The 22010-nt window shown below is 69.3% G+C and carries 19 protein-coding genes; 5 read left to right on the top strand and 14 right to left on the bottom strand.

What is annotated here, in order from left to right; genetic code table 11:
* Positions 1–77: 77 nt before the first annotated feature.
* The 4 genes from AB0412_RS02465 to AB0412_RS02450 form a co-directional block, all read right to left on the bottom strand.
* Entirely contained in the window at positions 78–1715 is a 1638-nt protein-coding gene (locus AB0412_RS02465) for a cytochrome bc complex cytochrome b subunit (protein WP_366400572.1), read from the bottom strand.
* Positions 1712–2770: a Rieske 2Fe-2S domain-containing protein gene (locus tag AB0412_RS02460; RefSeq protein WP_366400571.1), complete on the bottom strand. Its 1059-nt coding sequence runs from the start codon at positions 2768–2770 to the stop codon at positions 1712–1714. The genes AB0412_RS02465 and AB0412_RS02460 overlap by 4 nt, the downstream gene beginning before the upstream one ends.
* Positions 2767–3579 (bottom strand): c-type cytochrome, encoded by an 813-nt coding sequence (locus tag AB0412_RS02455; protein WP_366400570.1) that lies wholly within the window; start codon positions 3577–3579, stop codon positions 2767–2769. Before AB0412_RS02455 ends, AB0412_RS02460 begins: the two co-directional genes overlap by 4 nt.
* A gap of 81 nt (positions 3580–3660) precedes the next feature.
* On the bottom strand, positions 3661–4281 hold the full coding sequence (locus AB0412_RS02450; protein WP_366400569.1) for a heme-copper oxidase subunit III: 621 nt from the start codon (positions 4279–4281) through the stop codon (positions 3661–3663).
* 145 nt (positions 4282–4426) lie between these two features.
* Here AB0412_RS02450 and AB0412_RS02445 point away from each other — a divergent pair, with 145 nt between their 5' ends.
* Positions 4427–4828, top strand: a complete 402-nt coding sequence (locus tag AB0412_RS02445) for a hypothetical protein (protein WP_366400568.1) — start codon at positions 4427–4429, stop codon at positions 4826–4828.
* Positions 4829–4930: 102 nt separating this feature from the next.
* Here AB0412_RS02445 and AB0412_RS02440 read toward each other — a convergent pair whose 3' ends face one another.
* The 4 genes from AB0412_RS02440 to coxB form a co-directional block, all read right to left on the bottom strand.
* Positions 4931–6187 (bottom strand): Ig-like domain-containing protein, encoded by a 1257-nt coding sequence (locus tag AB0412_RS02440; protein ID WP_366400567.1) that lies wholly within the window; start codon positions 6185–6187, stop codon positions 4931–4933.
* Positions 6188–6318: 131 nt separating this feature from the next.
* Positions 6319–6717, bottom strand: coding sequence for a cytochrome c oxidase subunit 4 (locus tag AB0412_RS02435; protein ID WP_366400566.1), 399 nt, complete (start codon positions 6715–6717; stop codon positions 6319–6321).
* Positions 6714–8450, bottom strand: a complete 1737-nt coding sequence (ctaD, locus tag AB0412_RS02430) for a cytochrome c oxidase subunit I (protein WP_366400565.1) — start codon at positions 8448–8450, stop codon at positions 6714–6716. The genes AB0412_RS02435 and ctaD overlap by 4 nt, the downstream gene beginning before the upstream one ends.
* Positions 8447–9406: a cytochrome c oxidase subunit II gene (gene coxB, locus AB0412_RS02425; protein ID WP_366400564.1), complete on the bottom strand. Its 960-nt coding sequence runs from the start codon at positions 9404–9406 to the stop codon at positions 8447–8449. Before coxB ends, ctaD begins: the two co-directional genes overlap by 4 nt.
* A 263-nt stretch (positions 9407–9669) precedes the next feature.
* Between coxB and AB0412_RS02420 the strand changes: the two genes are divergently transcribed.
* On the top strand, positions 9670–11049 hold the full coding sequence (locus AB0412_RS02420; RefSeq protein WP_366400563.1) for an aminotransferase class V-fold PLP-dependent enzyme: 1380 nt from the start codon (positions 9670–9672) through the stop codon (positions 11047–11049).
* Positions 11050–11133: 84 nt separating this feature from the next.
* On the opposite strand, the gene AB0412_RS02415 is transcribed toward AB0412_RS02420, so the two are convergent.
* On the bottom strand, positions 11134–12108 hold the full coding sequence (locus tag AB0412_RS02415; RefSeq protein ID WP_366400562.1) for a carbohydrate kinase family protein: 975 nt from the start codon (positions 12106–12108) through the stop codon (positions 11134–11136).
* Positions 12109–12237: 129 nt separating this feature from the next.
* Between AB0412_RS02415 and AB0412_RS02410 the strand changes: the two genes are divergently transcribed.
* Both AB0412_RS02410 and AB0412_RS02405 read left to right on the top strand, forming a co-directional pair.
* Complete coding sequence (locus AB0412_RS02410; protein WP_366400561.1) at positions 12238–12447, top strand: hypothetical protein; 210 nt, start codon at positions 12238–12240, stop codon at positions 12445–12447.
* Positions 12448–12612: 165 nt separating this feature from the next.
* On the top strand, positions 12613–14322 hold the full coding sequence (locus tag AB0412_RS02405; RefSeq protein ID WP_366400560.1) for a hypothetical protein: 1710 nt from the start codon (positions 12613–12615) through the stop codon (positions 14320–14322).
* 83 nt (positions 14323–14405) lie between these two features.
* Here AB0412_RS02405 and AB0412_RS02400 read toward each other — a convergent pair whose 3' ends face one another.
* The gene (locus AB0412_RS02400) at positions 14406–14762 is read right to left on the bottom strand and encodes an iron-sulfur cluster assembly accessory protein (RefSeq protein WP_014672245.1); all 357 of its coding nucleotides are present in this window, start codon (positions 14760–14762) and stop codon (positions 14406–14408) included.
* Positions 14763–15097: 335 nt separating this feature from the next.
* Here AB0412_RS02400 and nadA point away from each other — a divergent pair, with 335 nt between their 5' ends.
* The gene (gene nadA, locus AB0412_RS02395) at positions 15098–16282 is read left to right on the top strand and encodes a quinolinate synthase NadA (RefSeq protein ID WP_366400559.1); all 1185 of its coding nucleotides are present in this window, start codon (positions 15098–15100) and stop codon (positions 16280–16282) included.
* Positions 16283–16384: 102 nt separating this feature from the next.
* Here nadA and AB0412_RS02390 read toward each other — a convergent pair whose 3' ends face one another.
* From AB0412_RS02390 to AB0412_RS02375, 4 genes are all read right to left on the bottom strand, one after another.
* Positions 16385–19510 carry an efflux RND transporter permease subunit gene (locus tag AB0412_RS02390; protein WP_366400558.1) on the bottom strand — a complete coding sequence of 1042 codons (3126 nt, stop codon included), beginning with the start codon at positions 19508–19510 and terminating at the stop codon, positions 16385–16387.
* Positions 19511–19674: 164 nt separating this feature from the next.
* On the bottom strand, positions 19675–20361 hold the full coding sequence (locus AB0412_RS02385) for a response regulator transcription factor (protein WP_366400557.1): 687 nt from the start codon (positions 20359–20361) through the stop codon (positions 19675–19677).
* 22 nt (positions 20362–20383) lie between these two features.
* The gene (locus tag AB0412_RS02380; protein WP_366400556.1) at positions 20384–21616 is read right to left on the bottom strand and encodes a sensor histidine kinase; all 1233 of its coding nucleotides are present in this window, start codon (positions 21614–21616) and stop codon (positions 20384–20386) included.
* A 103-nt stretch (positions 21617–21719) separates the two neighbouring features.
* Positions 21720–22001 (bottom strand): hypothetical protein, encoded by a 282-nt coding sequence (locus tag AB0412_RS02375; protein WP_366400555.1) that lies wholly within the window; start codon positions 21999–22001, stop codon positions 21720–21722.
* Positions 22002–22010 lie beyond the last annotated feature (9 nt).

The following is a 22010-nucleotide window of genomic DNA, read 5'->3' as shown; positions in this document are numbered from 1 at the left end:
ATCCAGCCCCGGGCACGCCGAAGGGCCCCGTCCGAACACCGGACGGGGCCCTTCAGGTGGCGTGGCGAACGCAGCGATCAGTGGTGGCCGTGGCCGCTCGTGATCTCGTTGTACTCCTCGACGGTCGGCTTCGGAATCTGGGACTCCTCGCCGTAGTACGCCTCGCTGAGCTTGGCGCGCAGCTTCTCCGAGCCCTTCACCTTGCGCTCGACACCGTGCTCGTCGACCGTCGGACCGATCTCCGCCGGCTTGTACTGCTCGTGCGCGGTGAGCGTGTACAGGGCCTCCTGGCTGAGCGGCTCGTGCACCTCGATGAACTCACCGTGCGGCAGGCGCTTGATGATGCCCGACTCGCGGCCGTGCAGCACCTTGTCCCTGTCCCGGCGCTGCAGGCCGAGGCAGATGCGCTTGGTGATGATGAACGCGATGACCGGGCCGAGGAAGAACCCGATGCGCACGAACCAGGTGACCGCGTTGATCGAGAGGTGGAAGTGCGTGGCGACGATGTCGTTGCCACCACCGATCAGCATGATCATGTAGCCGGTGACCCAGGCGACACCGAAGGCCGTACGGGTCGGGGCGTTGCGCGGCCGGTCCAGGATGTGGTGCTCGCGCTTGTCCCCGGTGATCCAGGACTCGATGAACGGGTACAGCGCGATGATCCCGAGGAAGAGACCGAACAGCACCAGCGGGATGAACACGCCCAGGACCAGGGTGTGGCCCCAGAAGTTGATCTCCCAGCCGGGCATGGCGCGGACCAGACCCTCGGCGAAGCCCATGTACCAGTCGGGCTGGGCACCCGTGGAGACCATGTCCGGGCGGTACGGGCCCAGGTTCCAGATCGGGTTGATCGAGGCGATGCCGGCGAGCAGCGCGATGAAGCCGAAGACCAGGAAGAAGAAGCCTCCCGCCTTGGCCATGTACACCGGCAGCAGCGGCATGCCGACGACGTTCTTGTTGGTCCGTCCGGGACCCGCGAACTGCGTGTGCTTGTGGTAGAAGACCAGGATCAGGTGGCCGACCACCAGACCGAGCATGATGCCCGGCAGCAGCAGGATGTGGATCGAGTAGAACCGCGCGACGAAGTCGGTGCCGGGGAACTCCCCGCCGAACAGGAACATCGAGATGTACGTGCCGACGATCGGCACGGACAGGATCGCGCCCTGCGTGAAGCGGACACCGGTGCCGGAGAGCAGGTCGTCCGGCAGCGAGTAGCCGGTGAAGCCGGTGAACATGCCCAGCACGAACAGCAGGAAGCCGAACAGCCAGTTGATCTCACGCGGCTTGCGGAACGCGCCGGTGAAGAAGACGCGCATCATGTGCACGAACATGCCGGCGAGGAAGACGATCGCCGCCCAGTGGTGGATCTGCCGGATGAGCAGACCGCCGCGCACGTCGAAGCTGATCTCCAGGGTGGAGGCGTACGCCTCCGACATCAGCTGGCCCTGCAGCGGGACGTAGGAGCCGTGGTACTCCACCTCGTTCATCGACGGGTGGAAGAACAGCGTCAGATACACACCCGTGAGGATGATGATCAGGAAGCTGTACAGGCAGATCTCGCCCAGCATGAAGGACCAGTGGTCCGGGAAGATCTTGCGCATGTTGGCCTTGGCCAGGGAGTAGATCCCGAGCCGGCCGTCGGCCCAGTCGGCGACGCGCTCGCCGGCCGGTGCCTTCCCGCGAGAGCGGGACTCGGTGCTGGTGTTGGTGCTCATCCGCGCTCCCAGAATGCAGGACCGACGGGCTCTTCGAAGTCACTGAGCGCTTCGAGGTAGCCCTCGTCGTTCACGCCGATCCGCAGCTGCGGCAGGGCGTGACCGGCGGGACCGAAGATCACCTTGGCACCGTCGGAGAGGTCGAAGGTGGACTGGTGGCAGGGGCACAGCACGTGGTGCGTCTGCTGCTCGTACAGGGAGATCGGGCAACCGACGTGGGTGCAGATCTTCGAGTACGCGAGGATGCCCTCGTGCGACCACTCGAGCGTGCGCTTGTCCTTGATGTCGTCCGGCTGGATGCGGACGATCATCAGGGCGGCCTTGGCGATCTCGTTGTTGAAGTCGTGGTCGTGCTCTTCCAGGCCCTCGGGCTTGGCGAACGTCAGCGAGCCGGTCACGATGTCCGAGGGGCGCATCGGCTCCCCGGTGTTCTGGTTGATGATCAGCTTGCCCTTGGACCACAGGGTGTGGCGCAGCTTGTCCTCGGGCAGCGGGCCCAGGTCGCGCAGCAGCACGACGCCGGACAGCGGCACCAGGGTGAGCGCGCCGAACATGGTGGTGCGGATCAGCTTGCGCCGCCCGAGCTGGGACTCCTTCGCGCCCTGGCGGAAGTCGTCCATGACCTTGGCGCGGACCTCGGGCTCGGCCGCGATCGCGTGCCGCTCGTCGGTCAGCTCCTCGTCGGACATCAGCGTGCGGGCCCAGTGGACCGCGCCCGCGCCGATGGCGAACAGCGCGATGCCGAGCGTCACACCGAGCGCGAAGTTCAGGGCGCTGATGTGACCGAACGGGAAGATGTAGACGATCTTCTCGACCGGGATCGCCACGAACGCGGCGATGAAGCCGATGGTGGCCAGCATCGAGAGCGTGAACAGCAGGGCGACCGTGCGCTCGGACCGCTTGGCGGCCCGCTCGTCGATGTCCTGGATCCGGTGCTCGTGGGGCGGCAGCCCCGGGTCGGCGAACGGGTGCTTCTCGTCAGCGACCCTTACCGCGCCGTGGGCGGTGTCCTGCTCAGCGGGCAGGTTCTCTTCTGGAATGTCTTGGCTACTCATGACTTCTTGGCCTTTGCGGTCCGAGCGGCGACCCACACAGCGACGACGATCAGCCCGCCGAGACCGAAGATCCAGCCGAACAGACCCTCACTGACCGGGCCGAGCCCGCCCAGCTCCAGGCCGCCCGGGCTCTCGGAGTCCTGGCTGTTGACCTCGTCCAGGTACGCGATGATGTCCTTCTTGTTCTGCTCCGACAGGGTGCTGTCGGGGAAGGAAGGCATGTTCTGCGGACCGGTGAGCATGGCCTCGTAGATGTGCTTCGGGTCGACGTCCTCGAGGTCCGGCGCGTACTTGCCGTGCGTCAGGGCGCCACCCTTACCGGTGAAGTTGTGGCACTGCGCGCAGTTGTTGCGGAACAGTTCACCGCCCTTGGCGATGTCGGCGCCCTCGGGGCCGTACTGCTCCTCGGTCGGGATGGCCGGGCCGGCGCCCAGGGAGGCGATGTACGCCGCCAGCTGGTCGATCTCGGCCTGGGTGTAGACCGGCTTCTTGCGCGGAACCTGCGCGCCCTGCGAGGTCGCGGCCGGCATACGGCCGGTGGCGACCTGGAAGTCCACGGCCGCGGCGCCCACGCCCACCAGGCTCGGCCCGTCGGAGGTGCCCTGACCGCCGGTGCCGTGGCAGCTGGCGCAGCCGACCGCGTAGAGCTTCTTTCCCTCCTCGATGGTGAGGGACTGGGCGGTTTCGTCGGCCTGCGCCTTGTCCGCGGGTGCGAACACGGCGTACAGCCCCCCGGTGCATGCCAGCGCGAGGAGTAGGACGACGAGCGCCGCCAGCGGGTGGCGTCGTCGTGCGGAGAGCTTTTTCACGGATTACCCCGGTGTCAGGATCTTCTGCGTCGATGCTTCTGGATGGGTGCGCTTCGTCAGCGCGCTCGGTTGCCGGCCCGGCTACTTGATCATGTAGATCGTGGCGAAGAGGCCGATCCAGACGACGTCGACGAAGTGCCAGTAGTAGGACACGACGATGGCCGCGGTCGCCTGCTCGTGGGTGAACCTCCGGGCCGCGTAGGTGCGTCCGAGGACCAGCAGGAAGGCGATGAGACCGCCCGTCACGTGCAGGCCGTGGAAGCCGGTGGTCAGGTAGAACACCGAGCCGTACGGGTCGGACGAGAGCGACAGGCCCTCGTGCTTGACCAGCTCGGTGTACTCGAAGACCTGACCGCCGATGAACACCGCGCCCATGATGAACGTGACGATGAACCAGCCCCGGAGCTTCTTCACGTCACCGCGCTCGGCGGCGAACACGCCGAGCTGGCAGGTGAGGGAGGAGAGCACCAGGATCGTGGTGTTCGTCGCCGAGAACGGGAAGTTCAGGGTGTCGGCCTTCTCCGACCAGAAGTCGGGTCCGGTCACCGATCGCAGGGTGAAGTACATCGCGAAGAGGGCCGCGAAGAACATCAGCTCGGAACTCAGCCAGATGATGGTTCCGACGCTGGTGAGGTTCGGCCGGTTGACCGACGGGTGCGCGTGCCCGGTATCTACTGTCGTTGCTGTCGCCACGACCGACATTATGTCGGTCGCTTATCCCGCCCTCACTCCGGGGGGTGCCGTTCGGAGTGTCTTGCCCCGCCATACCGGTGTTGACGTGGTGTTCAAGGGAGTAGCATCCGGCCCAACGGGCTTGTCCTTACGACGCTGACGTCACGGAGGAAGCATGCAGCCGACCGCCACAGTGCTGGTGTACAGCGACGATGCGAACACGCGGGAGCAGGTGCGGTTGGCCACCGGCCGGCGGCCGGCGCCGGATGTTCCTGTGGTGGAGTTCGTGGAGTGTGCGACTCCGGCCGCGGTGATCAGTGAGCTGGACAAGGGCGGGATCGACGTCTGTGTGCTGGACGGTGAGGCCGTGCCGATGGGGGGCATGGGGCTGTGCCGGCAGATCAAGGACGAGGTGTTCCAGGCCCCGCCGGTGCTGCTGCTCATCGGGCGGCCTCAGGACGCGTGGCTGGCCACGTGGAGCCGGGCCGAGGCGGCGGTGACGCTGCCGGTGGAGCCGGTGGAGTTCGCGTCTGCCCTGGCTTCCTTGTTGCGGTCGAAGAGGCTGCAGAGCGCCTAAGGGCTCGGGGCGGTCTGGAGCGCGGCGAGTGCGGCGTCGTCGTGGCTGGTCGCGCCCACGCGGTAGCCGCACATCGATACAGCCCCGCGCCCCTGACGTCAGTCACGCAGCCCAAGGTCGAAGCCTGGCCGCTTCTTGCGGGGTTGCGTCGGGGCCCGATGACAAGGCGCTGCCCTGGCGCCACTTCTCCCACGGGACGTTCCAGTCGCCGAAGCCGTTGCCGAAGGGTTCCATCGTGTCGCCGTCGGAGTTGACGACCTTGACCAGGTCGCCCTCGCGGACCGTGTCGAAGAACCACTGGGCGTTGGCGGTGTTCATGCCGACGCAGCCGTGGCTGACGTTGGCGTAGCCCTGGGAGCCGACGGACCAGGGGGCGGCGTGGACGTACTCGCCGCTCCAGGTGACGCGTGTGGCGAAGTAGACGTCGAGGTCGTAGGACTCGGAGGAGCCCTCGGCGATGCCGACCGTGGTGCTGCGCATGCGTACGAAGCGTTCCTTGCCGAGGACGACCTTGACGCCGTTGCGGGTCTCGAAGCCCGGTTTGCCGGTCGTCACGGGGATCGTCTTGATCTCCTCGCCGTTCTTGTAGACCGTCAGCTGGTGTGCCGCGGCGTCCGTGACGGCTATGACGCGGTCGCCCGTGGTGATCGTCAGGGGCTTGGCCTTGCCGCCGCGGAGGCGGTCGTTGATCTTGATGCCCTCCAGGTTGCTGCGCACCCGGACGGTGGCGCGGGTGGGCCAGTAGTCCTTGGGGCGGTAGTGGAGCTTCTTGTCGTCCACCCAGTACCAGCTGCCGGTCACCGCGGGCGTGGACGTGACCTTCAGGGACCGTTCCACGACGGCCCGCTGGGCGCGGTCCTTGACCGGGGCGTTCAGCTCGGCGGTGATGGGTTGGCCGACGCCGTAGGTGCCCGCCTTGGGGCCGAACGTGACGCCCAGGCGCTTGGTGGTGGAAGGCTTGCCCGTGGTGAAGGTGATCACCTTGCGCCCCGGTGCCCCGTCCTCGTCCTCGGTGCTCACGCGCACCGTGTACTGGGCATGGGCGGCCAGCGGTGAGGTGCTGTGCCAGCGGCTGCCGTCCGCGGAGAGTTCGCCCGCGACGTAGCGGCCCGCGGCGTCCCTGGCGGTGACGTCCGTGATGCGGCCGTCGTCGTCCTCTGCGACGACCTCCAGGGGTTTGTCCGGGTCGACGGTCTTCTTGTCGCCGGTGGGCCCGTTGAAGGAGATGTGGTCCGCCGCGTCGTACGGCTCGGCGGACAGCGGGTTGCCGTCGGCTCCGCAGCCGGTGACGCCCGCGCCGAGGGCGATCACCAGCAGCGTGCAGCCGAGGACGGTACGGGTGCGCGGGTGGTGGCTCATGACCTCACGCTAGGAAGGCCCGTCAACCATGGCGCGCTGGACGACTCGATCGAGTGATGTGCATTGCGGCAACGGCAGGGGCCCGGACGCTCCTGACGGAGTGTCCGGGCCCCGAAGTGCCGTTCCGCGTGCTACTGGGTGCGGTTCTCACCGCGGTAGTACTCGAAGACCCAGCCCCAGATGCTGGCCAGGATCAGCGGCATCGCGAAGTACATCAGCCACCAGCCGATGGCGACGGACAGGAAGGCGAAGGCGCCACCGATGCCCAGGAAGAGCGGCTGCCAGCTGTGCGGGCTGAAGAACCCGACCTCGCCGGCGTCGTCCGCGACGTCCGCCTCCTTGTCGTCCTGCGCGCCCACGTCGACCCGCTTGGCCGTGAAGCCGAGGTAGAAGCCGATCATGATCGCCAGACCGAAGGCGAGGAAGAGGGCGGTGGTGCCGGCCGGCTCCTTCGACCACACGCCATAGACGACCGCCATGGCGAGGAGGAAGACGCTCAGCCACATGAACATCTTGCCCTGGATCTTCACTTGCCGGCCTCCTTGCCCCCAGCGAGGGCCTTCTCGCCGTGACCGATGTTCTCGAGCTCGTCGAGCGCGGCGATCTCCGGGTGGTGCAGGTCGAACGCCGGGGATTCACTGCGGATCCGCGGCAGGGTGAGGAAGTTGTGCCGCGGCGGCGGGCAGGAGGTCGCCCACTCCAGGGAGCGGCCGTAGCCCCACGGGTCGTCGACGCCGACCGGCTTGCCGTACTTGGCCGTCTTCCAGATGTTGTAGAAGAACGGCAGGATCGACAGGCCGAGCAGGAACGAGGCGATCGTGGAGACGGTGTTCAGCGCGGTGAAGCCGTCGGCCGCGAGGTAGTCCGCGTACCGGCGCGGCATGCCCTCGGCACCCAGCCAGTGCTGGACCAGGAAGGTGCCGTGGAAGCCGATGAACAGCGTCCAGAAGGTGATCTTGCCGAGGCGCTCGTCGAGCAGCTTGCCGGTGAACTTCGGCCACCAGAAGTGGAAGCCGGAGAACATCGCGAACACCACGGTGCCGAAGACGACGTAGTGGAAGTGAGCCACCACGAAGTACGAGTCGGAGACGTGGAAGTCCAGCGGCGGCGAGGCCAGGATGACGCCGGTCAGACCACCGAAGGTGAAGGTGATGAGGAAGCCGGTCGCCCACAGCATCGGCGTCTCGAAGGAGAGACTGCCCTTCCACATGGTGCCGATCCAGTTGAAGAACTTCACACCGGTCGGGACCGCGATCAGGAAGGTCATGAAGGAGAAGAACGGCAGCAGCACACCACCGGTGACGTACATGTGGTGCGCCCACACCGTCACCGACAGGCCGGCGATCGCGATGGTCGCGCCGATCAGACCCATGTAGCCGAACATCGGCTTGCGGGAGAAGACCGGGATGACCTCACTGATGATGCCGAAGAACGGCAGCGCGATGATGTACACCTCGGGGTGGCCGAAGAACCAGAAGAGGTGCTGCCACAGCAGCGCTCCGCCGTTGGCCGAGTCGAAGATGTGCGAGCCGAACTTGCGGTCCGCCTCCAGCGCGAACAGCGCGGCGGCGAGCACCGGGAAGGCGAGCAGGACCAGCACACCGGTCAGCAGCACGTTCCAGGTGAAGATCGGCATGCGGAACATCGTCATGCCCGGGGCGCGCATGCAGATGATCGTGGTGATGAAGTTGACCGAGCCGAGGATGGTGCCGAAGCCGGAGAAGGCCAGACCCATGATCCACATGTCGGCGCCGATGCCCGGCGAGCGGACCGCGTCCGACAGCGGGGAGTAGGCGAACCAGCCGAAGTCGGCCGCGCCGTCCGGCGTGAGGAAGCCGCCCACGGCGATCAGCGAGCCGAACAGGTACAGCCAGTAGGCGAACATGTTCAGCCGCGGGAAGGCCACGTCGGGCGCGCCGATCTGCAGCGGCATGATCCAGTTGGCGAAACCGGCGAACAGCGGCGTCGCGAACATCAGCAGCATGATCGTGCCGTGCATCGTGAACGCCTGGTTGAACTGCTCGTTCGACATGATCTGCGTGCCCGGACGGGCCAGCTCGGCGCGCATGAACAGCGCCATCACGCCACCGATGCAGAAGAACGCGAACGACGTCACCAGATACAGCGTGCCGATCGTCTTGTGGTCCGTGGTCGTCAGCCACTTGACCACGACGCTGCCACGGGTGTGGCGCCGGACCGGCAGCTCGTCCTCGTAGTGGGACCCTGCTGCCGCGGCACCCTGGGGTTCGTTGAGGATGCTCACAGGATGTTCGACTCCCGGTTCTTCTCGTGGCCCGACTGCGGGATGCCCGCGGGCACGTAACCGGTCTGCCCCTTCTTCACGAGGTCCTTCAGGTGCTGCTCGTAGCGCTCAGGGGAGACGACCTTGACGTTGAACAGCATCCGGGAGTGGTCCACGCCGCAGAGTTCGGCGCACTTGCCCAGGAAGGTGCCCTCCTTGTTGGGGGTCACCTCGAAGGCGTTGGTGTGGCCCGGGATGACGTCCTGCTTCATCAGGAACGGCACCACCCAGAAGGAGTGGATGACGTCACGCGAGGTCAGGACGAAGCGGACCCGCTTGCCCTCGGGCAGCCACAGGGTGGGGCCCGGGTTGCCGGTCTGCGCGTTGCGCGTGCCGGGGGTACCGCAGTCGTAGACACCGCCGGCGTTGGCCGGGAAGGCGTCCTTGTAGCGGTTCGGGATCGCCTCGAGCTCTGCGGACTTCTTCGCGTCGCCCGTGGAACCGTCGACGTTCTCGACGTAGTTGAAGCACCAGCTCCACTGGAAGCCGACCACGTTGACGGTGACGTCGGGCTTCTTCTCGAGCTTCAGGAGCTCGGATTCGTCACGGGCGGTGAAGTAGAACAGCACCGAGACGATGATGAGCGGAACCACCGTGTACAGCGCCTCGATGGGCATGTTGTACCGGGTCTGCGGAGGAACTTCGACCTTGGTGCGGCTGCGCCGGTGGAAGAAAGCACTCCACAGGATCAGGCCCCACACCAGCACGCCGACGGCGAGCGCGGCAGCCCAGGATCCCTGCCACAGGGAGAGGATCCGCGGAGCCTCTTCCGTGGTCGGGGTGGGCATACCAAGGCGGGGGAAGTCCTCCCATGTGCAACCGGTGGCGGTCGCCAGGACCAGGCCCGCGGTCAGTGCCTGCAGCAGCTTCCGCCGCATCGGGCGCCGCGGCGAGCGGTCGGAGCCGTTGGGACTCACGTAGCGCCTTCCCGAGAGTCTCGCCCGCGCGGATCGGCTGCGGCCTGGCCTTCTCGCTGGTCGGTCGCCGCCCTGCGACGGGCAGGGGTTTGGATGTTTATGCGGACCAAACCCTAGCCGACGCCATTCTGGGCTTCGCCAGGAGGGGTGCCTAGTCACTCCGTGGGTTAGCTGAATTGGCGGGTGCGGGTTCGTGGGGGCTGGTCGCGCAGTTCCCCGCGCCCCTGGGTCGGCTGCCGTTGCCGGAGTTCTAACGTTGGGGTATGGGCTACTTCGATGCCGCTTCCGGCGTTCCTCTCCATCCCGTTGCGCGGCAGGCGCTGATGGCTTCCCTCGATGAAGGGTGGGCCGATCCTGCGCGGTTGTACCGGGAGGGGCGCAGGGCCCGGATGCTGCTGGATGCGGCGCGGGAGGCGGCTGCCGAGGCGGTGGGGTGCCGGGCGGACGAGGTGGTGTTCACGGCGTCGGGGACGGCGGCCGTGCACTCCGGGATCGCGGGGGCACTGGCCGGGCGGCGGCGGGTGGGGCGCCACCTGATCGTGTCCGCGGTCGAACACTCTTCGGTGCTCCATGCGGGGGAAGTTCACCAGGCCGGCGGAGGCTCGGTCACCGAGGTGGCGGTGAACCGGGAGGGGGCGGTGGTCCCTTCGGGTTACGCCGAGGCGCTGCGGCCGGACACCGCGCTGGCGTGTCTGCAGTCGGCAAACCACGAGGTGGGGACCGTGCAGCCGGTCGCCGAGGTGGCCGAGGTGTGCCGGGCGGCCGGGGTGCCGCTGCTGGTGGACGCGGCGCAGTCACTGGGGTGGGGGCCGGTGGAGGGCGACTGGTCGCTGCTCACGGCGAGTGCCCACAAGTGGGGCGGGCCGTCCGGCGTAGGGCTCCTCGTCGTGCGCAAGGGCGTGCGCTTCGCACCGCAGGGACCGGCCGACGAGCGGGAGTCGGGCCGGGCGCCCGGTTTCGAGAACATCCCGGCGATCGTGGCCGCGGTGGCGTCCCTGCGGGCGGTACGGGCGGAGGCGGTCCAGGAGGCGGCCCGCCTGCGGGAGCTGACGGAACGGATCCGGACCCGGGTGCCCCAGCTCGTACCGGACGTGGAGGTGGTGGGCGATCCGGAGCGCCGCCTGCCCGGCATCGTCACGTTCTCCTGTCTCTATGTCGACGGAGAGACAGTCCTGCACGAGCTGGACCGGAGCGGCTTCTCCGTCTCGTCCGGCTCGTCCTGCACGAGCAGCACCCTGATGCCGAGCCATGTGCTGAAGGCGATGGGCGTCCTCAGCGAGGGCAATGTCCGCGTGTCGCTGCCGCCGGGTACGCAGGAGGAAGACGTGGAGCGCTTCCTGTCCGTGCTGCCGGGCGTGGTGGCGGACGTACGGGAGAAGCTGGGCGCACCGACGCCGGCTCCGGCGACCGTCGAGGAGGACGTCCTCGTGGTCGACGCCCTCGGCAGGCGCTGCCCGATCCCGGTCATCGAACTGGCCAAGGTGATCGGTGACGTGCCGATGGGCGGCCTGGTCCGCGTCCTCTCCGACGACGAGGCGGCCCGCCTGGACATCCCGGCATGGTGCGAGATGAGGGAGCAGGAGTACGTGGGCGAGGAGCCGGCAGACCGAGGAACGGCTTACGTGGTCCGCCGGATCAGCTGACTCATCCCGGGGGCGCGGGGCTGTGTCGATGTGCGGCTCCGCCGCGTGGGCGCGACCAGCCCCCACACACCCGCACCCGGCGAACTACCTCAGATGCCCCCGGACCTCTTCCGCGGCCTCGTCCCCGTACGCCTTCGTGAAGCGCTCCATGAAGTGCCCCCGCCTCAGCTGATACTCCTGCGTACCGACCGTCTCGATGACCAGCGTGGCGAGCATGCACCCCACCTGCGCCGCCCGCTCCAGCGAGACGCCCCAGACCAGTCCCGACAGGAATCCCGCCCGGAAGGCGTCCCCGACCCCCGTCGGATCCGCCTTGCGCTCCTCGTCCGGGCAGCCGACCTCGATCGGGTCCTCACCGGCCCGCTCGATACGGACACCCCGAGCCCCGAGCGTCGTGACCCGGTGCCCCACCCGGTCCAGGATCTCCGCGTCGCTCCAGCCGGTCTTGCTCTCGATGAGCCCCTTCTCGTACTCGTTGGAGAAGAGGTAGGTCGCCCCGTCCAGCAGTATCCGGATCTCCTCGCCGTTCATCCGGGCGATCTGCTGGGAGAAGTCCGCGGCGAACGGGATACCCCGCGAGCGGCACTCCTCGGTGTGCCGGAGCATCGCCTCCGGGTCGTCGGCGCCGATGGAGACCAGGTCGAGGCCGCCCACCCGGTCGGCGACGGTCTTCAGCTCGATCAGGCGGGCCTCGCTCATCGCGCCCGTGTAGAAGGAGCCGATCTGGTTGTGGTCGGCGTCCGTGGTGCACACGAAGCGGGCCGTGTGCAGCGTGTCGGAGATCCGCACGGAGTCGGTGTCGACGCCGTGCCGCTCCAGCCAGGCCCGGTATTCGTCGAAGTCGAAGCCGGCCGCGCCGACCAGGATCGGGCGGGTCCCGAGCTGTCCCATCCCGAAGGCGATGTTCGCCCCCACGCCGCCGCGGCGCACGTCGAGGTTGTCGACCAGGAACGACAGCGAGACCGTGTGCAGCTGGTCCGCGACGAACTGGTCGGCGAAGCGCCCGGGGAAGGTCATGAGGTGGTCGGTGGCGATGGAGCCGGTGACTGCGATGCGCACGGCGTGGACTCTCCTGAGGGAGGCGGTTTGACACTTCACGCTACCGGGTGGGGACGGCCCGTAGAAGCAGCCAAAACTACCCGATAGTAGATCTTTCTTCGTGACCTTCGACGTGCGTACGGTGCGAACATGACGAAGCTCAAGGTTCACACGCCCGACCCGGCCGACCTCGAAGGCGACCTGGCGTCGCTGCGCGGCGACTGCGCCCGGATGGTTCCCCACTGGGCCGCGCCGGAGCGGACCGCGGCACGGCCGGTGTCCCCGTCCCTGATCCACGGTGTGAGCGTGCCGTCGTCGTCGGCCCGGCTGCTGGACGCGATGTCGGAGTACGGCGACTGACAGATCCGCGCTCGCTCCCTCCGCGCTCCAGGGGAACCGCGCGCTCCCCCGCTGCGTCCCATCGCTGTCCCCCGTAAAGGGGATGCGGGATACGACCCACCAGCGGTCCGGGTACGACCGGGCAAGGGTCTACCGGGACAGCTGTGCAGCCGAAGGAGCGATGCGGTGAACACCGAGCGACCCGAGAACGACGACGCCGAGGCAAGGGCCGACGGCAGCGTGCGCGGCACCGGGGGAGCTTCGGGCAGTGAGGAACCGAGCTCCGCCGAGGCCGAGGCGTCGCAGAAGGAGCCTGCGGAGGCCGAGACCGAGGCCGAGGCCGAGGCGGAGACCAGGGCCGAGAGTGAGACCGAGGCCGAGGCCGGCGCCGAGGGGGACGGGGCCGTCGAACCGGGGCCCGAGCCTGAGCCAGGGACTGAGCCGTCCCCCCGGCGGCGCACCTCCGCGCTCATCGCCTCCGTCGCCGCCGCCGTGCTGCTCGTCGGCGGGGGTGGGGCGTATCTCGCCACGAGCCTGTCCGGTGGTTCCGGGTCGGACGGCACCCCCGGAGCCAACGGGGACGCCACTCCCCCGCCGCTGACGCTGGACGGCTACTCCGAGGACGCGGCGCCCGGGATCGCGCCCGGTGAACCCGATCCGTACGGCGCCGTCTACCGCGCCGACGGGACCCTTCCCGAGGGTCCCGGCTCCGCGCCGGTGTACCGCACGCGCGGTCAGGTCACCGAGGCGCAGGTCACCGAGTTGGCGAAGGCGCTCGGCCTGGACGGGGATCCGGTGGCCGAGGGGCAGAGCTGGCGGATCGGCGGGAAGGACGGCTCCGGGCCCACGCTGCGGGTGGACAAGGCGGCCCCCGGTTCCTGGACGTTCAGCCGGTACACCCCGGGCACCGACAACTGCAAGGGCGACGTGTGCAAGACGCCCCCTGCCGGCGGTGACCCCGTGGTGAGCGAGGCCGCCGCGAAGAAGGCTGCCGCGCCCGTGCTGAAGGCCGTGGGCCAGGACGACGCGAAGATCGACGCGAGTCAGGTCCTGGGTGCCAACCGGATGGTGAACGCCCAGCCCGAGATCGGCGGGCTGCCGACGCACGGCTGGGCGACCGGGATCGTCGTCGGCGCCAAGGGCGAGGTCGTCGGCGGCAGCGGACGGCTCGCGGAGCCGGTGAAGGGTGACACCTACCCGGTGGTGAGCGCCGACCGGGCGCTGGAGCTGATGAACGCGGCGCCGCGCGCCGACTCCCGGGCGGGCATCGGGGGCTGCGCCAGCCCCGTGCCGCTGGACGAGGCGGGCGGCCGGCCGGATCCGTGCGAGGGGGCGACCACGCTGCCGAAGCAGGAGCAGAAGGACACGCTGACCGTGGAGAAGGCGGTGTTCGGGCTGGCCGCGCACGCCGTGGACGGGCGGCAGGCGCTTGTGCCGTCCTGGCTGTTCGAGGTGCGGCCCAAGGGCGCGACGGACACCCTCACCGTGACGCATCCGGCGGTGGAGCCGAAGTACATCGAGCAGCCCGAGCGGCCCGGGCAGCCGTCCGTGGCGCCCAGCAAGCCCGGTGACGAGCCGACCTCGGCCCCGTCCACCCGGGACGTGGACGTGCAGGGGTACACCGCCGAGGGCGGTGAGCTGACCGTGGTCTTCTCGGGCGGGGTGTGCGCCGACTACGACGTGCGGGCCGACGAGAGCGGGGACCGGGTGAAGGTCACCGTGACCGAGACCCCGTGGCCGGGCAAGGTCTGCATCATGATCGCCAAGCAGTACCAGAAGACGGTGCAGCTCGACGCGCCGCTCGGTGACCGCGAGGTCGTCGACGCGGACGGCGAGCCGGTCCCGCTGCACAAGGACGGCGCCCGGCTGCCGGCCCCGCCGACCCAGACCCGCTAGCACCGGGACATGCCCGAAGGCGGCGGCCCTGTCGGAGGGGGCCGCCGCCTTCGTCGTGCTCGGGGCTTGCGAGGACTCCGGGCTCAGCTGAAGGAGTCGCCGCAGGCGCAGGAGCCGGTGGCGTTCGGGTTGTCGATCGTGAAGCCCTGCTTCTCGATGGTGTCGACGAAGTCGATGGTGGCACCGCCCAGGTACGGGGCGCTCATCCGGTCGGTGACGACCTTCACACCGCCGAAGTCCTTCACCACGTCACCGTCGAGCGAGCGCTCGTCGAAGAACAGCTGGTAACGCAGGCCGGAGCAGCCACCGGGCTGAACGGCGACACGCAGCGCGAGGTCGTCACGGCCTTCCTGGTCGAGCAGGGCCTTGACCTTGGCCGCGGCGGCGTCGGTCAGGATGATGCCGTCGGTGACGGTGGTGGTCTCGTCCGATACGGACATCTACATCTCTCCCGGGTTGTACGGAGACTGCTTGCCGACGGTTGCAACCGGCGGGGCCGCGGATTCATTCCGGGCCGGGGCTCGCGTTGTTCGGCTCCTGCTTCATGCTCGCACACGCCTGCGCAAGCGGAAAACGTCCCTAGTGGACCTTCCGGGAATGAATCGCGGCCGTTCGGGATTCACGTCACATGGACGCTATGGCCATCGTCAAAGTGACGTGAACCAGTTATGATAGATAGCGTCAATCCGACGAAAAGTCGGAAAGGTGTCCCGCTTGTCCCGCCGGTCCGGTCCTGACGGACCCGGCGAGCCGCAGAACAGAAAGGGTGCGTGTCGTGACCACCGCCCAGACCCAGGAGCTCGACGTACAGCCGACGCCCCTCGCCCTGCTGCTCCTCGGCCGTGAGGCCGACCCGAGGAGCGAGCGCGGTGTGGAGTGTCCCGGCGACCTGCCCTCGCCGTCCGACCCGGACCTGGTGGAGCGCGCCCGCAGGGCGAAGGAGAAGCTCGGGGACAAGGTCTTCGTGCTCGGCCACCACTACCAGCGCGACGAGGTCATCCAGTTCGCCGACGTCACGGGCGACTCCTTCAAGCTGGCCCGGGACGCGGCCGCGCGCCCGCAGGCCGAGTACATCGTGTTCTGCGGTGTGCACTTCATGGCGGAGTCGGCGGACATCCTGACGTCCGACGACCAGAAGGTGGTCCTGCCCGACCTCGCGGCCGGCTGCTCGATGGCCGACATGGCGACGGCCGAGCAGGTCGCCGAGTGCTGGGACGTGCTGACCGAGGCCGGCATAGCCGAGCAGGTCGTGCCGGTGTCGTACATGAACTCCTCCGCCGACATCAAGGCGTTCACCGGCAAGCACGGCGGCACCATCTGCACGTCGTCCAACGCCAAGCGGGCGCTGGACTGGGCGTTCGAGCAGGGTGAGAAGGTCCTCTTCCTGCCCGACCAGCACCTCGGTCGCAACACCGCCGTGCGGGACATGGGGATGTCGCTGGAGGACTGCGTCGTCTACAACCCGCACAAGCCGAACGGCGGGCTGACCGCGGACGAGCTGCGGGCCGCGAAGATGATCCTGTGGCGCGGCCACTGCTCGGTGCACGGCCGGTTCAGCCTCGACTCCGTGAACGACGTGCGTGAGCGCATCCCGGGTGTGAACGTCCTCGTGCACCCCGAGTGCAAGCACGAGGTCGTGGCCGCGGCGGACTACGTCGGGTCGACCGAGTACATCATCAAGACGCTGGAGGCCGCCCCGGCCGGCTCCAAGTGGGCCATCGGGACCGAGCTGAACCTGGTACGCCGGCTCGCGAACCGGTTCGCGCCGGAGGGCAAGGAGGTCGTCTTCCTCGACAAGACGGTCTGCTTCTGCTCGACCATGAACCGCATCGACCTGCCGCACCTGGTGTGGGCGCTGGAGTCGCTCGCCGAGGGCAACCTGGTCAACCGGATCGAGGTCGACAAGGAGACGGAGGCGTTCGCCAAGCTGGCGCTGGAGCGGATGCTGGCGCTTCCCTAGCCGGTTCCCTCCCCACCCACCCGCCCGTTCAGGGTGTTTCACGGCCCGAGGCCCCGTCCGACCACCTTCGGTGGCGGACGGGGCCTCGGCCGTCTCGGAGCGTCAGACCTGCGCCGGCTGCGGGTCGTCGTCCGTGGCAGGAGCCGACTCCACCGCCGTCTTCCCCTTCTTCGCCGCCCGCTTCTTCGCGCGCCGCTCCTTGCGGAGTTCCAGCATCGCGTAGAGCGTCGGGACGAGGAGCAGGGTCAGCAGGGTCGACGTGACCAGGCCGCCGATCACGACCACGGCCAGCGGCTGGGCGATGAAGCCGCCCTCGCCGGTGATGCCGAGCGCCATCGGGAGCAGGGCGAAGATCGTCGCCAGGGCCGTCATCAGGATCGGCCGCAGCCGGTGCCGGCCACCCTCCACGACGGCCTCGACGACGCCGTAGCCCTGCCGGCGGTACTGGTTGATCAGGTCGATCAGCACGATCGCGTTGGTGACCACGATGCCGATCAGCATCAGCATGCCGATCATCGCCGGGACGCCCATCGGGGTGCCCGTCGCGACCAGCAGACCGATCGCGCCGGTCGCCGCGAACGGGATGGACACCAGCAGGATCAGCGGCTGGGCGAGCGAGCGGAACGTGCCGACCAGCAGCATGAAGACGATCGCGATAGCCGCCAGCATCGCCAGGCCCAGGCTGCCGAACGCCTCCTCCTGGTCCTCGGACACACCGCCGATCTCCGCCGTCGCACCCGCGGGCAGCGTCAGCGCGTTGATCTTCGACTGGAGTTCCGCGCTCACCGCGCCGGTGTTGTCACCGGTCGGCTTGGCGGTGATGGTCGCCGCGCGCTGGCCGTCGATGCGGGTCATCGACACCGGGCCGTCCACCAGCTCGACGGTCGCGATGTCGCCCAGCTTCGCCTTGCCCAGGTTCAGGTTCTTCAGCTGCGCCAGGGTGGTGGCCGGCTTGGCCGAGGTGATGACGACGTCGCGCTCGGTGTCGTCCAGGATCGCCTTGCCGGCCGGGGTGCCCCGGACCGCCTGGGCGACGGCCGCGCCGAGGGTCTGGTCGTCGAAGCCGGCCGCGGCGGCCTTGTCGTTGGCCTTCACCGAGATGCGCGGCACGCTCTGCGCCAGGTCGCTGGTGACGTCGGTGACGTCGTCCAGGGCGGCCACCGCCTCCTGGACCTGATCGGCCGCCTTGCGCAGCACCTGTGCGTCGGCCGCCTTGACGATCACGCTCAGGTCCTGGCTGCCGAAGCCGTCACCGGCGGCGATGGTGGTGGTGCCGATGCCGTCGAGCTTGCCCAGGCCGTCCTCCAGGTGGTCCTGGACGTCCTCGAAGGACGCGGAGTCCTCCAGCATCACCTGGTAGGTCGCCTGGTTGGTGTCCGTACCGCCGCCGAAGGCCGCCATCCAGCCCGACGAGCCGACGGTCACCTGGTAGTCCTTGACGCCCTCGGTGTCCGTGAGCAGCCGCTCGACCTTCTTCGCCTGTGCGTCGGTCGCCGCCAGGCTGGTGCCGGGCTTCAGCTCCTGCCGGACGGTGAGGACGCGCTGCTCGCCCTGGTCGAAGAAGTTGGTCTTCAGCAGCGGCGCCATGGCGAAGGTGCCGATCAGCACGACGACCGCGATGGCCACGCTGGTCAGCCGGCGCCGGGTGGCGAAGCGCAGCACGGGGACGTAGATGCGCTGGAGGCGGCTCTTCGCCTCCTTCTCCTCGGCGATCCTGCGGGCCTCCTCGGCGTCCTCCGGGGTGCCCTTGGGGGCGCGCAGGAACCAGTACGACAGGACCGGCACGACCGTCAGCGACACCAGCAGGGACGCCAGCAGCGCCGCGGTGACGGTGAGGCTGAACGAGCCGAACAGCTCGCCGACCATGCCGCCGACGAGGCCGATCGGCAGGAAGACGGCGACCGTGGTGAGCGTCGAGGAGGTCACCGCGCCGGCGACCTCGCGCACCGCGTTCAGGATGGCCGCGCGGCGCTCCTCGCCGTAGCCGAGGTGCCGCTTGATGTTCTCCAGGACGACGATGGAGTCGTCCACGACGCGGCCGATGGCGATGGTCAGCGCGCCCAGCGTCAGCATGTTGAGCGACAGGTCACGCGTCCACAGCACGATCAGCGCGAGCACCACGGACAGCGGGATGGACACCGCGGTGACCAGCGTCGAGCGGACCGACGCCAGGAACACGAGGATGACCAGCACGGCGAAGAGCAGACCGAGCGCACCCTCGGTGGTCAGGCCCTCGATGGCCTTGGACACGGCCGGGCCCTGGTCGCTGACCACGGTGAGGCTCGCGTCGTCGCCGAGGTCCTTGCGCAGCTCGGGCAGCTTGTCCTCGACGGCCTCGGAGATCGCGACGGCGCTGCCGTCGTGGTCCATGGTGGCCATCACGGCGAGGCTCGGCCTGCCGTTGGTGCGGGTCAGGGAGTCGGCGCGGGCCTCCTCCTGCTTCACCGTGGCCACGTCACCGAGCCGGACCGGCTCGCCCTTGCCGGGCTCGCCGGCGACCATCAGGTCCTGGATCTGCTTCAGCGAGGTGAAGCCGCCGCCCACCTGGACGGTGCGGTTGGCGCCGTCCTCGTCGAAGGAGCCCGCCGGGACGGTCGCGCCGCCCGCCTGGAGAGCCGTGACCAGCGACTGCGGGGTCAGGCCGGCCTTCGCCAGCTTCGCCGGGTCCGGGGTGACGTTGACCTGCAGGTCCCGTACGCCGTCCACCGTGACCTGGCCGACGCCGTCGATGTCCTCCAGCGCCGGGACGACCGTCCGGTCGAGCTGGTCGGCGAGCGCCTGCTGGTCCTTGTCGGAGGTGACGGCGAGGACCACGGTCGGGATGTCGTCCGTCGAACCGGCGACGACCTGCGGGTCGACGTCCTCCGGCAGCTGGACGCGGGCCCGGTTGACGGCCTGCTGGACATCGGCGACGAGCTGCTTGGTGTCGTTGCCGTAGTCGAAGGACGCCATGATCACGGCGTTGCCCTCGCTGGCGGTGGAGGTGACACCGGTGAGGCCGTCGACGGCCTCCAGGTTGTCCTCGATGGGCTCGACGACCTGCTTCTCCACGACGTCCGGGGAGGCGCCCTGGTACGGCGCGACCACGGAGACCATGGGCAGTTCGATGGTGGGCAGCAGCTGCTGCTTGAGCTGGGGTATCGCGATCGCCCCGAAGACGAGCGCGACGATCGACATCAGTCCGATCAGGGCCCGTTGCGCGAGGCTGAATCTTGACAGCCAGGACATGGGTCAGGGTCTCTCTTCTGTGAGCGGCAGACGTACGCATGCACGTGAGGGCGCAGCCGGGCGCCCGCTCTACACCCTGGGCCATGCGGGAGGGCCGATCCGTAGCCTTGAGGTGCCATTCCTCGTGCGGCGCCTACTCCGCCCGCAGTACGGCCCGCAGGAGCTCAGTCCACCCTTGGACGGACCAGGCCCGATTCGTAGGCGATCACCACCAGCTGGGCGCGGTCGCGGGCGCCCAGCTTGGCCATGGCCCGGTTGACGTGCGTCTTCACGGTGAGCGGGCTGACCTCGAGGCGTTCGGCGATCTCGTCGTTGGAGTGGCCGCCGGCGACCTGGACCAGCACCTCGCGCTCCCGCACGGTGAGCGCGGCGAGACGTTCGGCGCGGGCCGGGTCGTGGCCTTCGCCGTCGCCGGTGCCCTCCTGGGCGAGGAAGCGGGCGATCAGGCCCTTGGTGGCGGCCGGGGACAGCAGGGCCTCGCCCTCGGCGGCGATCCGGATGGCGTTCAGCAGTTCCTCGGGCTCGGAGCCCTTGCCGAGGAAGCCGGAGGCGCCGGCGCGCAGCGACTGCACCACGTAGTCGTCGACCTCGAACGTCGTCAGTATCACCACGCGGACCCCGGCGAGTTCCGGGTCGGCGCCGATCATGCGCGTCGCGGCGAGGCCGTCGGTGCCGGGCATCCGGATGTCCATGAGGACGACGTCGGCGCGCTGCTCGCGGGCGAGGCGCACCGCCTCGGCGCCGTCGGACGCCTCGCCGACGACCTCCATGTCCGGCTCGGAGTCGACGAGCACCCGGAAGGCGCTGCGCAGCAGTGCCTGGTCGTCGGCGAGCAGGACACGGATCGTCATACGGGCTCCCCCGGGGCGCGGGTCACGGGCGTTCCGCGGCGTCGGCGGACGCGGCGGACGTACGGGTCTCGACGGGCAGGATCGCATGGACCCGGAAACCGCCGCCGTAGCGGGGACCGGTGGTGAGGGTGCCGCGCAGGGCGGTGACGCGCTCGCGCATGCCGAGCAGTCCGTGGCCGCCGCCGGGGGTGGGCTCCTGGTCGTCGCCGGTGCCGTCGTCGAGCACGGTGATCTCGATGTGGGGTCCCACCCGGACGACGCTGACCTCGGCCCTGGCGTCGGGCCCCGCGTGCTTCTGCACGTTGGTGAGGGCCTCCTGGATGATCCGGTAGGCGGCGAGGTCGACGGCGGCGGGCAGGTCGGTGTCCTGGTCGGCGCGGGCGACCTCGACGCGCAGTCCGGCGCTGCGGAAGGTGCCGGCGAGTTCATCGAGCCGGTCGAGGCCGGGTGCGGGCTCGGTGGGGGCCTCGGGGTCGCCGGACTGGCGCAGCAGGCCGACCGTGGCGCGCAGTTCGTCGAGCGCGGAACGGCTGGCCTCGCGGACGTGGGACAGCGCCTCCTTGGCCTGGTCGGGCCGCTTGTCCATCACATGGGCGGCGACTCCGGCCTGCACGTTGACCAGGGCGATGTGGTGGGCGACGACGTCGTGCAGGTCGCGGGCGATGCGCAGGCGCTCCTCCGCGACGCGGCGGCGGGCCTCCTCCTCGCGGGTGCGCTCGGCCCGCTCGGCCCGCTCGCGGATCGCCTGGACGAAGGCACGGCGGCTGCGCACGGCGTCGCCCGCGGTGGCGCCGATGCCGGTCCAGGCGAAGATCGCCAGGTTCTCCTGGGCGTACCAGGGCAGTGGGCCCGCGGCCATCGCGGTGCCGGTGAGGACGGTCATGGTGAGCAGGCCGACGCGCCAGGTGGTGGGGCGGTCGGTGGTGGAGGCGACGGTGTACAGCGCGAGCACGGCGCACATGGCGACGGGGGCGCGGGGGTCGCCGGTGACGGACTCCGCGAGGGAGAAGGCGCAGGCGAGGGCGAGGACGGTGCGGGGGGCTCGGCGGCGGAAGACGAGGGCCGCGGCGCCGAGGGTCATCAGGACGAGGCTGAGAGGGTCGGGGGTGCGCAGGCCCCAGGTGACGCCGTCGGGGTTGTGCGGGTCGACGAAGGAGCCGGCGACCATGCAGAGCAGGACGCCGGTCGCCAGCGCGGCGTCCAGGGCCAGAGGATGAGCCTTGGCGTAGCTCTTGGCCCGCTGGAACGTGGTCACGGGCACTTACGGTAGCCGGGGGCTACGCCCCCGACCCCCGCAGGCCCCGAACCGGCCTCGTCCCCGCACGCCGGGCGGGCTGGATCCCACTGACCTGCACTCCTCAGGTACCCGGGATCAGACCGTCGTCGCGCAGCATGTCCCGGACCTCCTCCAGCGTCGCGTCCGGCGACGGGAGGATGAGGTCGGAGGGTTCCAGGGAGTCGTCCGGCAGGGGTTCGCCCAGTTCGCGGACCTTGGCGAGCAGTGCCTGGAGTGTGGCGCGGAAGCCGGGGCCGTCGCCGTTGTTCATCTCGGCGAGGAGTTCCTCGTCGAGTTTGTTCAGCTCGGCGAGGCGGCTCTCGGACAGAGCCACCTGCCCCTCCCCCATGATCCGTACGATCACGTCGCCTCC

This window comes from Streptomyces sp. NPDC052012 (genome assembly GCF_040689265.1).
Classification (GTDB): domain Bacteria; phylum Actinomycetota; class Actinomycetes; order Streptomycetales; family Streptomycetaceae; genus Streptomyces.
Note: the sequence above shows the minus strand (reverse complement) of the source record. Positions and strands in the feature narration are given on the sequence as shown.